The 10906-nt window shown below is 58.4% G+C and carries 8 protein-coding genes; 2 read left to right on the top strand and 6 right to left on the bottom strand.

The window, feature by feature from the left end; translation table 11 throughout:
- The 4 genes from ACR0AC_RS19995 to rpsL all read right to left on the bottom strand — a co-directional run.
- On the bottom strand, positions 1 to 244 hold a 244-nt coding region (locus tag ACR0AC_RS19995), incomplete at its 3' end, for a GTP-binding protein (protein ID WP_244327575.1).
- Positions 245 to 304: 60 nt separating this feature from the next.
- Positions 305 to 2422, bottom strand: coding sequence for an elongation factor G (gene fusA / locus ACR0AC_RS20000; RefSeq protein WP_480586628.1), 2118 nt, complete (start codon positions 2420 to 2422; stop codon positions 305 to 307).
- 18 nt (positions 2423 to 2440) lie between these two features.
- On the bottom strand, positions 2441 to 2911 hold the full coding sequence (gene rpsG / locus ACR0AC_RS20005) for a 30S ribosomal protein S7 (RefSeq protein ID WP_039529242.1): 471 nt from the start codon (positions 2909 to 2911) through the stop codon (positions 2441 to 2443).
- Between the two features lie 15 nt (positions 2912 to 2926).
- Complete coding sequence (rpsL, locus tag ACR0AC_RS20010) at positions 2927 to 3298, bottom strand: 30S ribosomal protein S12 (RefSeq protein ID WP_005621086.1); 372 nt, start codon at positions 3296 to 3298, stop codon at positions 2927 to 2929.
- 397 nt (positions 3299 to 3695) lie between these two features.
- Between rpsL and ACR0AC_RS20015 the strand changes: the two genes are divergently transcribed.
- Both ACR0AC_RS20015 and ACR0AC_RS20020 read left to right on the top strand, forming a co-directional pair.
- Positions 3696 to 4517 carry a putative rhamnosyl transferase gene (locus ACR0AC_RS20015; RefSeq protein WP_480875641.1) on the top strand — a complete coding sequence of 274 codons (822 nt, stop codon included), beginning with the start codon at positions 3696 to 3698 and terminating at the stop codon, positions 4515 to 4517.
- Complete coding sequence (locus ACR0AC_RS20020) at positions 4514 to 5323, top strand: putative rhamnosyl transferase (RefSeq protein WP_480875644.1); 810 nt, start codon at positions 4514 to 4516, stop codon at positions 5321 to 5323. Before ACR0AC_RS20015 ends, ACR0AC_RS20020 begins: the two co-directional genes overlap by 4 nt.
- Here ACR0AC_RS20020 and ACR0AC_RS20025 read toward each other — a convergent pair.
- Complete coding sequence (locus ACR0AC_RS20025; protein ID WP_480627306.1) at positions 5308 to 6177, bottom strand: DMT family transporter; 870 nt, start codon at positions 6175 to 6177, stop codon at positions 5308 to 5310. The two genes, ACR0AC_RS20020 and ACR0AC_RS20025, sit on opposite strands and share 16 nt — an antisense overlap.
- Before the next feature lie 458 nt (positions 6178 to 6635).
- Positions 6636 to 10877: a DNA-directed RNA polymerase subunit beta' gene (gene rpoC / locus ACR0AC_RS20030; protein WP_480875647.1), complete on the bottom strand. Its 4242-nt coding sequence runs from the start codon at positions 10875 to 10877 to the stop codon at positions 6636 to 6638.
- Positions 10878 to 10906 lie beyond the last annotated feature (29 nt).

The following is a 10906-nucleotide window of genomic DNA, read 5'->3' on the forward strand; positions in this document are numbered from 1 at the left end:
CGGCGTGGCCGGGGCAGTCAACGTGCGCATAGTGGCGGTTGTCGGTCTCGTATTCCACGTGGGCGGTCGAGATGGTGATGCCGCGCGCTTTTTCTTCCGGCGCACCGTCGATCTGGTCATACGCTTTGAAGTCACCGAAATACTTGGTGATTGCTGCGGTCAGCGTCGTTTTACCATGGTCAACGTGGCCAATCGTGCCGATGTTGACGTGCGGTTTTGTACGCTCAAACTTTTCCTTTGCCATGATGGCCTCCTTTTTCGGTAATGAAGGGAGCCCCTGACCGGAGCTCCCTCAAATCTTCGCTTATGCGTATTTCGCCTGGATCTCGTCCGAGATGTTCTGCGGAACCGGATCGTAGTGGTCGAACTGCATGGTGAACTGGGCACGGCCCGACGACATCGAACGCAGGGTGTTGATGTAGCCGAACATGTTCGCCAGCGGAACGAACGCGTCGATCGCGATCGCGTTGCCGCGCGGTTCCTGACCAGACACCTGGCCACGACGCGAGGTCAGGTCGCCGATGATACCGCCGGTATATTCTTCCGGGGTGATCACTTCGACCTTCATGATCGGTTCCAGCAGCTTCGCGCCAGCTTTGCGCATACCTTCACGCATACACATACGGGCCGCGATTTCGAACGCCAGAACGCTCGAGTCAACGTCGTGGAACTTACCGTCCAGCAGGGCAACCTTGAAGTCGATCACAGGGAAGCCAGCCAGCGGGCCGCTGTCCATGACCGAGTTGATGCCTTTTTCAACACCCGGGATGTATTCCTTCGGAACGGCACCACCAACGATGCGGCTTTCGAACGAATAACCTTCGCCCGGCTCGGTCGGCTGGATTTCCAGCTTAACTTCACCGAACTGACCCGAACCACCCGACTGTTTCTTGTGGGTGTAGGTGTGCTCGACCGGCATCGAGATGGTTTCACGATAGGCCACCTGCGGTGCACCGATGTTCGCTTCAACCTTGAACTCGCGCTTCAGACGGTCAACCAGGATGTCCAGGTGAAGTTCGCCCATACCCTTCATGATGGTCTGACCCGATTCCAGGTCAGTTTCCACACGGAAGGACGGGTCTTCGGCGGCCAGACGGGCCAGACCCTGGGACATTTTCTCTTGGTCGCCCTTGGTTTTGGGCTCAACTGCGATCTCGATCACCGGATCTGGGAAGGTCATGGTTTCCAGAACCACCGGATCCTTCGCATCACACAGGGTGTCACCGGTGGTGGTGTCTTTCAGACCCGCCAGCGCGATGATGTCGCCTGCAAACGCTTCTTCGATCTCTTCCCGGTTGTTCGAGTGCATCATCATCATACGACCGATGCGCTCTTTCTTACCTTTGGTCGAGTTCAGGATCGAGTCACCCTTGTTCATGGTGCCCGAGTAGATCCGGGTAAAGGTCAGCGAGCCTACAAACGGGTCGTTCATGATTTTGAACGCCAGACCCGAGAAGGCCATCTCGTCGTCTGCACGACGGGCGATGTCACGAACTTCTTCCTCGTCGCCGGGCTTGAAGCCCATGTAATCGACAACATCCAGCGGGCTGGGCAGATAGTCGATCACAGCGTTGAGCAGCGGCTGAACGCCTTTGTTCTTGAACGCAGACCCACCCAGAACCGGAACGAACGCGATGTCCAGCGTACCTTTGCGCAGCAGGGCGCGCAGGGTCTCAACGTCGGGCTCATTGCCTTCCAGGTATTCCATCATCGCGTCGTCGTCCATTTCGACGGCCGCTTCGATCATCTTGCCGCGCCATTCGTCAGCCATGTCTTTCAGGCTGTCGCGGATCGGTGCTTTGATCCAGCTTGCGCCCAGATCTTCGCCCTGCCACAGCCACTCTTCCATGGTGACCAGGTCGATCAGACCTTCCAGCTCGGACTCGGCGCCGATCGGAATACCAACCGGAACAGCACGTGCGCCGGTGCGGTCTTCGATCATGCGAACGCAGTTAAAGAAGTCTGCGCCGATCTTGTCCATCTTGTTGACGAAAACCATACGCGGAACCTTGTAGCGGTCAGCCTGACGCCACACGGTTTCGGTCTGGGGCTCAACACCGGCGTTCGCGTCCAGAACGCAGACGGCACCGTCGAGAACCGCCAGCGAGCGTTCGACTTCGATGGTGAAGTCAACGTGGCCGGGGGTGTCGATGATGTTCAGGCGGTGCTTGGGGGTATCGGCGGTCTGACCGTCCTCGGTGCGTTCCCAGAAAGTGGTGGTCGCAGCCGAAGTGATGGTGATGCCGCGTTCCTGCTCCTGCTCCATCCAGTCCATGGTGGCTGCACCGTCGTGCACCTCACCGATGTTGTGGGATTTACCAGTGTAATACAGGATACGCTCCGAGCAGGTGGTCTTACCTGCGTCGATGTGCGCCATGATACCGAAGTTACGGTACAGTTCGAGCGGATATTCGCGTGCCATTTTTGATAAGCCTCTGAATTACCAACGGTAGTGGCTGAAGGCTTTGTTCGCCTCGGCCATCTTGTGGGTGTCTTCGCGCTTCTTCACGGCAGTACCGCGGGACTGTACAGCGTCCAGCAGTTCACCGGCGAGGCGTTCTTCCATGGTGTTTTCGTTGCGGCCACGGGCAGCGGTGATCAGCCAGCGGATGGCCAGAGCTTCGCGGCGCTCGGGGCGGACTTCGACCGGAACCTGATAGGTTGCACCACCAACCCGGCGCGAGCGAACCTCGACCGACGGTTTGATGTTGTCGAGCGCTTCGTGGAACACTTCGACCGGTGCGCGCTTGATCTTGTTCTCAACGCGGTCAAACGCGTTGTAGACGATGCGCTCTGCGACCGACTTCTTGCCGTCGATCATCAGGTTGTTCATGAATTTGGTCAGAACCTTGTCGCCAAATTTGGCGTCAGGCAGGACTTCGCGTTTTTCGGCGGCGTGACGACGTGACATATCAGCCTCTCCTTCTTACTTGGGACGCTTCGCGCCGTATTTCGAACGGCGTTGCTTACGGTCTTTGACGCCCTGAGTATCCAGAACACCGCGCAGGATGTGGTAACGCACACCGGGAAGGTCTTTCACACGGCCGCCACGGATCAGAACAACCGAGTGTTCCTGCAGGTTGTGGCTTTCACCGGGGATGTACGAGATCACCTCGAACCCGTTGGTCAGGCGCACCTTGGCAACCTTACGCATAGCCGAGTTCGGTTTCTTCGGTGTGGTTGTATAAACACGTGTGCAGACACCGCGTTTCTGCGGGCACTGCTCCAGGTGCATGGACTTCGAGCGTTTTACTTTGGGCTGCCGCGGCTTGCGGATCAGCTGTTGAATAGTTGGCATTCCGGTTTCTTCCCCGTTTTGCAACACACATGACATGCACGCGGGTTGCGTGCGGTTAAATTTGCTGCACTCATGCGTCCACAAGCGCAAAATCCGCGAGCGTTCCCATTCCGAGGTGAACGTCGCGGTTGGTTATCAGAGGGCGCGAACGGCAAAATTGTCCGGGCCTTGACCAGTTCATTACTGAAATCGGTTATGGGGCGGCCCCCGGTACCGAGATGTCGCGCGTATTAAGGGGAGTCGGCCCAAGTGTCAACAGCGCACCCGGTCTGCAAGTCAACTGGCCGTATCGCGGCGATTTATCAGGGCGTGCTCCGGTTTGGCAATCGTTCCGTTCGTTGCAGCCCATCGGATGCGCGGGCATAGTCGCCGCATCGGATGTCCCAGCGGGTGAATCATGCAAATCCTCGGCCTGTGCCGTTTTTCCTTTCCCGCCACTGACGGCTTTCAAATCCTGCATGACACGGTCGAGGACCGGCGGGCCTATCTATACAGCCCCGCCCGGCTGGAAGAACGGTTCCGCCTGTTCGAAACAACCACCCTGCCCTGTTTTCGCGAACAGACCGACCCGGATTTCGATCTGATCCTGCTGACCGGAACCTGTTTACCCAAACCCTTTCTTGAGCGACTGCAAGACGTGACGTCCGACGTGCGCCAGATCCAAATTGTCCAGATGGACCCCGCGCCGCACAAAGCTGTGGTTCGCGACGTTCTGAACACCGCACGCCAGACGCCGGATCAGCCCTGCATCCAGTTCCGAAATGATGACGACGACGCAGTCTCGGTGGATTTTGTCGAACGGCTGCGCCGGACGGCAAACGACAACGCAGGCCTGATGCAACGGTATGAGAGTGTCGGGATCGATTTCAACTCAGGCTATCTTGCGCGGTTCGGGTCGGATGGAATTCAGGCCACCGCCGTCATGCGCTCGCTGTTGGCCGTCGGCCTTGGGATGTTTGTTCAGGGCGGCAGCAGCAGAACCATATTCGACCGGTTGCACAACCGATTGGCCCGGTTCATGCCGGTGATCAGCCAACCTGATGCGCCGATGTGGGTGCGCGGGTTGAACGGGTTCAACGACTCGCCCCATGCGCGGACGGACAAGACCGAACTTCACCCACTGACGCCGCAGCAAGCCGGGGAATTCATCGCCCGCTTTGCCATCGACTCCGATGCCGTGCGGGAAGCCCACAGCAAAAAACCGGACGACCGGCCATGATGCAGGTTATCGGTCTGTGTCGGTTTTCATACCCTGCCATTGGCGGCTTTCAAGTCATGCATGACACGATCGAGGATCGGCGGCGTTTTCTCTATGACCCGGTCAGGTTGGAGCAGCGCTTTCACCTTTTCGAAACGCTTGCCCTGCCCGGTCTGCTGCACCAGACGGATGAGCGCTTCCAGTTTCTGATCGTTGTCGGCGAGTGTCTGCCCGAACCGGCCCTGCACCGGCTACGCGACATCACGCAGGACCTGCCGCAGGTGCAGATCATCCCCAAACCGCCAAAGCGGCACCGCAAAGTCATGCAAGAGGTGCTGAATGCAGCGCGCAAGGACCCGGACCAGCCCTGCCTGCAATTCCGCCACGACGATGACGACGCCGTCGCCATCGACTTTGTCCAACGCTTGCGATTGGCGGCGCGGGACTGCGACGGAACCCTGAAACACCACGAAACGGTGGGCATCGACTTCAACAGCGGCTACCTGCTGCATTCCAGGGACACAGACATTCTTACCTCGCAGCTTCACCGACCCTTGGTGACTGCCGGGCTGGGGATGTATGTCGCGGCAGGCAACCCAAAATCCATCATGAACTTCACCCACAACAGGATCGGCCGGGTCATGCCCGTTGTCACCCTGCCGGACAGCCCGATGTGGGTGCGCGCATTGCATGCGCATAACGACTCTCCTCAGGCCCGGAAAAACCTGAATGACCTGACGCCTGTCCGGCCCGCCGATGAACAGATCCTGCGCCAGCGCTTTGCGATTGATCCGGATGCTCTGCGGAAGGTTCAGTCGTCCGATTGAAGCGACCGCTCGCGTAGCAGGGTGAACAGCCCCGCCACGACAACCAAGGCCGCACCCATCAGCGTGACGCTGTCCGGCCAATCCCCAAAAACGAGCCAGCCCAGACCCAGCGCCCATAGCAGGCTGGAATAGCGGAACGGGGCGACAAATCCGACCTCACCCACCCGCATCACCATCACGCTGAACGTATATCCCATCAGAACAAACACGGCCGCAGCCGCTACCAACCCACCGGTTACATGCGCAACCGGCACCCAGCCTTCGAACACCGAGATGATCGCCGCCGTCACCGTGATTGACAAGGACGTCGCCAGAGTGACCACCATCGAAGGCACCTGTGCCGACATGCGCCGCGTGATCAGATCGCGCACAGTAACCGACAGCATCGCAATCAGCGCATAGACCGCATACAGGTTGAACCCTTCGGGCCCCGGGCGGACAATCAGCAGCATTCCGGCGAACCCAATCGCAATGGCGATCATCCGCCGCCAACCGATGCTTTCATTGAAAAACAGCACTGCCCCCAGCGTCACGGTCAGCGGCAACGCCTGCAAAACCGCCGTCACATTCGCCAGCGGCATGTTTTTCAAGGCCGCCAGAAAGAAGAACGTGGCCGACAATTCCGTCAGACACCGCAGGGCAACCAGGATTTTGTCATGCCGCGGAAAGTTCAGATGCAGCGCCCCAAGATGCCGGGCCAGCAGATAGATCAACACCGTCGCCAGCACACCTCGCATGGCAATCAACTGAAACAAAGGCAGGTCCTGCAGCGCAACCTTCACCAGAGTGTCGTTGACGGTAAAGGCCATCATGCTGCCCATCATCAAAAGGGCACCTCTGACATTGGGGGTCATTCTGGTCTGATCCAAATACAAATGCTTTTGGGCATTGGTCTTTCAGGTCGCTGAAATGTCAACTCATCAATCAATGATCTCGCCCAGCATGACGGTGGTGTGGGGCGACACCTGTCCAGGCCGGAAGGGCCTATCCAAAAACGGTAGCACCTGTAAACTGATTGGCACCCGATACAGCCGCAGGCTGCACCGGGCTTGGCGTATTTGCTCACACTCGACGCAAATCGCCCGCTTCTCTCAAAAAATCCCAAAAATGTGAGGTCATTATGATTACAGCCGAATATTGCCGTCTATTCGCCCGTTACAACAGCTGGCAGAACTGTTCGCTAATTGCGGCAGCCGGAGCCGTACCTGACCCAACCGACCTTCCAAAAATACCGTCGCTACAGGTGTCAAAACACAAAACAAAAAAGGCCCCACGCAAGCGTAGGGCCTTTTCTATTCTTTCGATGCCAAGCTTACTCGCGGCTTTCCGGGGTTTCCACCAGAACGTCCAGCTCATCCCCCACCATGTCGTCGTCGAATGCCGGGGCGGCCAGAGCAGCGGCGGCTTCGGCTTCTTCCCGGCGGGCTTCGATGACCACGTTGTCACGCGACTGCGCGATGTGGCGGACGGCCTGGGTCGCACCACCTGTACCGGCGGGGATCAGACGTCCGACGATGACGTTCTCTTTCAGGCCAACCAGCTTGTCCTTCTTGCCCTGAACCGAAGCTTCGGTCAGCACACGCGTGGTTTCCTGGAAGGACGCCGCCGAGATGAACGAACGCGTCTGCAGCGAGGCTTTGGTGATCCCCAACAGGATCGGCTCACCCTGAGCCGGACGACCGCCACGCGAGAGTGTCTTCTCGTTGGCCGCGTCGAACTCCTGCTTGTCGACATGTTCGCCTTTCAGCAGGGTGGTGTCGCCTGAATCCAGGATCTCCCACTTCTGCAGCATCTGGCGCACGATGACCTCGATGTGCTTGTCGTTGATCTTCACGCCCTGCAGACGATAAACATCCTGCACCTCGTCGATCATGTAATCCGCCAGCGCTTCGACACCCATGATGGACAGGATGTCGTGCGGAGCCGGGTTACCGTCCATCAGGTATTCACCCTTCTGGATGAAGTCCCCTTCGGCGACCGGGATGTGCTTGCCCTTGGGCACCATGTACTCGATGGTCTCCATGGACTCGTCAGCCGGTTCGATGCTGATGCGGCGCTTGTTCTTGTAGTCGCGGCCAAAGCGCACGTAACCATCGGCTTCTGCGATGATCGCGTGATCCTTGGGACGACGGGCTTCGAACAGTTCAGCCACACGCGGCAGACCACCGGTGATGTCCTTGGTCTTGGCACCTTCACGCGGGATACGCGCGACAACGTCACCGGCTTCGACGGTTTGACCGTCTTCGACCGACAGAATCGCATCCACCGACATCGGATAGTGAACCGGGTTGCCCGCATCGTTGCGGACCGGCTCGCCATCTTCGCCAACCAGAATGATCTCGGGCTTGAGGTCGCTGCCTTTCGGGGCCGCGCGCCAGTCGATCACGATCTTCTGGGTCATGCCGGTTGCTTCATCGGTCTCATCGCGGACGGCAAGGCCCGAAACCAGGTCGACATACTTCGCGGTACCGGCTTTCTCGGCGATGATCGGCAGGGTGTAGGGGTCCCACTCGAACAGCTTGTCGCCACGGGCCACTTTGGTGCCGTCCTTGACGAACAGCTTGGAACCGTAGCCCAGCTTGAAGCTGGCGCGCTCTTCGCCGTGTTCGTCGTTGATCACCAGCTTCATGTTCCGGCCCATGACCAGGCTTTCACCTGCGGCATTGACCAGAATCTGCGGGTTCTCGAATGCGACAACGCCTTCCTGGTTGGCTTCCTGGAACGACTGCTGACCACCTTGGGCAACACCGCCGATGTGGAAGGTCCGCATGGTCAGCTGTGTACCGGGTTCACCAATCGACTGCGCGGCGATGATGCCGACAGCTTCACCTGTATTCACCATGGTACCGCGTGCAAGGTCACGACCGTAGCAGGTTGCACAGACGCCTTCCTCGGACTCACAGGTCAGAGGCGAGCGGATGCGCATTGAGGCAACACCAGCTTCATCGATGGTGTCCGCCATGCGTTCGTCGATCAGCTGACCGGCCGCGACGATCACCTCATCCGTGCCCGGACGCAGAACGTCGTCGGCGGCCACACGACCCAGCACACGCTCGGCCAGCGAGGCGACAACCTCACCGTCGTTCACAGCGGCTTCGGCTGTGATCGCACGCTCGGTGCCACAGTCAATCTCACGAACGATACAGTCTTGCGCCACGTCCACCAGACGACGGGTCAGGTAACCCGAGTTCGCCGTCTTCAGAGCGGTATCCGACAGACCCTTACGGGCACCGTGGGTCGAGTTGAAGTACTCGAGAACGGTCAGACCTTCTTTAAAGTTCGAGATGATCGGCGTCTCGATGATGTCACCGTTCGGCTTGGCCATCAGGCCGCGCATACCGCCCAGCTGTTTCATCTGAGTGACCGAGCCACGCGCGCCCGAGTGGGCCATCATGTAGACCGAGTTCGGTTCCTGCTCAGAGCCGTCCTCCGCCCGATCCGACGACGAAATCGTGGACATCATGGCTTCGGTGACGCGGTCGTTACACTTCGACCAGGCATCGACAACTTTGTTGTACTTTTCGCCCTGAGTGATCAGGCCGTCCATGTACTGCTGTTCAAAGTCCTTCACCTGACCGCGGGTGTCATCAACGATGCCCCACTTGTCGTCCGGAATGACCATATCGTCCTTACCGAACGAGATGCCCGCCTTGAACGCTTCTTTGAAGCCCATCGACATGATCTGGTCACAGAAGATAACCGACTCTTTCTGACCGCAGTAACGGTAGACGGTGTCGATCACCTGCTGCACTTCTTTCTTCCGCAGCAGACGGTTGACCAGATCGAACGGCGCTTTGTTGTTCATCGGCAGCAATGCACCCAGACGCAGACGGCCCGGAGTGGTTTCATAACGCTTCTGAACTTCGTTGCCTTCGTCGTCGATCTGCGTGATCCGCGCAGTGATTTTCGAGTGCAGGTGCACTTCGCCGGAATCCAGCGCGTGCTGAACTTCGTCGATCGAACCGAACACTTTGCCTTCACCCGGCATGCCTTCGCGTTCCAGAGTCACATAGTAGAGACCCAGGATCATATCCTGCGACGGAACAATGATCGGTGCGCCGTTTGCAGGCGACAGAACGTTGTTCGTCGACATCATCAGAACACGGGCTTCCAGCTGCGCCTCAAGGCTGAGGGGCACGTGAACCGCCATCTGGTCACCGTCGAAGTCGGCGTTAAAGGCAGAACAGACCAGCGGGTGCAGCTGAATGGCTTTACCTTCGATCAGGACCGGCTCGAACGCCTGGATGCCAAGACGGTGCAGCGTCGGCGCACGGTTCAACATGACTGGGTGTTCGCGGATCACCTCGTCGAGGATATCCCACACTTCGGGACGCTCTTTCTCGACCAGTTTCTTCGCCTGTTTCACGGTCGAAGACAGACCCTTGGCCTCAAGGCGCGAGTAGATGAACGGCTTGAACAGTTCCAACGCCATCTTCTTGGGCAGGCCACACTGGTGCAACTTGAGTTCCGGGCCGGTCACGATGACCGAACGGCCCGAGAAGTCGACGCGCTTACCCAGAAGGTTCTGACGGAAGCGGCCCTGCTTACCTTTCAGCATGTCCGACAGCGATTTCAGCGGACGCTTGTTGGCGCCGGTGATCACGCGGCCACGACGGCCGTTGTCGAACAGAGCGTCAACGGATTCCTGCAGCATCCGCTTTTCGTTGCGGACGATGATGTCAGGCGCGCGCAGCTCGATCAGACGCTTCAGACGGTTGTTCCGGTTGATGACGCGGCGATACAGATCGTTCAGATCCGAGGTCGCGAAACGGCCACCATCCAGCGGAACCAGCGGTCGTAGTTCCGGCGGAATAACCGGGATCACGGTCATCACCATCCATTCGGGACGGTTGCCCGACTCGAGGAAGGATTCAACAACCTTCAGACGCTTGATGATCTTCTTGGGCTTCAGCTCGCCAGTTGCTTCGGCCAGATCAGCGCGCAACTGCTCGGCTTCGGCTTCCAGATCGATCTGGGCCAGCATCTCACGGATGGCTTCAGCACCGATATTGGCGGTGAAAGCGTCCATGCCATAAGCATCCTGCGCATCCATGTACTCTTCTTCGGTCAGCATCTGGCCATAGGTCAGGTCAGTCAGACCGGGCTCGATGACGACATAGTTTTCAAAGTACAGAACGCGTTCCAGATCGCGCAGCGTCATGTCCAGCATCAGACCGATGCGGGACGGCAGCGATTTCAGGAACCAGATATGTGCAACAGGCGCGGCCAGTTCGATGTGGCCCATACGCTCACGACGGACTTTCTGCAGGGTGACTTCCACACCGCATTTCTCGCAGACAACGCCGCGATACTTCATCCGCTTATATTTGCCGCACAGACATTCGTAGTCTTTGATCGGGCCAAAGATACGCGCGCAGAACAAACCGTCACGCTCGGGCTTGAACGTCCGATAGTTGATGGTTTCGGGTTTCTTGATCTCGCCATAGGACCAAGACAGGATCCGCTCGGGCGACGCCAGCGAGACCTTGATCTCGTCGAATACCTTAGGGGGCGTCAGCGGGTTGAACGGGTTGTTGGTGATTTCCTGGTTCATTTGTTACCTCAAATCTTGCGGAAGGGGGG

This window comes from Ruegeria sp. H7, from assembly GCF_056532945.1.

Bases quoted from the DNA above. Each gene is read 5' to 3' on its own strand.
- fusA (WP_480586628.1), bottom strand. From the start codon at position 2,422: ATGGCACGCGAATATCCGCTCGAACTGTACCGTAACTTCGGTATCATG.
- rpsG (WP_039529242.1), bottom strand. From the start codon at position 2,911: ATGTCACGTCGTCACGCCGCCGAAAAACGCGAAGTCCTGCCTGACGCC.
- rpsL (WP_005621086.1), bottom strand. From the start codon at position 3,298: ATGCCAACTATTCAACAGCTGATCCGCAAGCCGCGGCAGCCCAAAGTA.
- ACR0AC_RS20015 (WP_480875641.1), top strand. From the start codon at position 3,696: ATGCAAATCCTCGGCCTGTGCCGTTTTTCCTTTCCCGCCACTGACGGC.
- ACR0AC_RS20020 (WP_480875644.1), top strand. From the start codon at position 4,514: ATGATGCAGGTTATCGGTCTGTGTCGGTTTTCATACCCTGCCATTGGC.
- ACR0AC_RS20025 (WP_480627306.1), bottom strand. From the start codon at position 6,177: ATGACCCCCAATGTCAGAGGTGCCCTTTTGATGATGGGCAGCATGATG.
- rpoC (WP_480875647.1), bottom strand. From the start codon at position 10,877: ATGAACCAGGAAATCACCAACAACCCGTTCAACCCGCTGACGCCCCCT.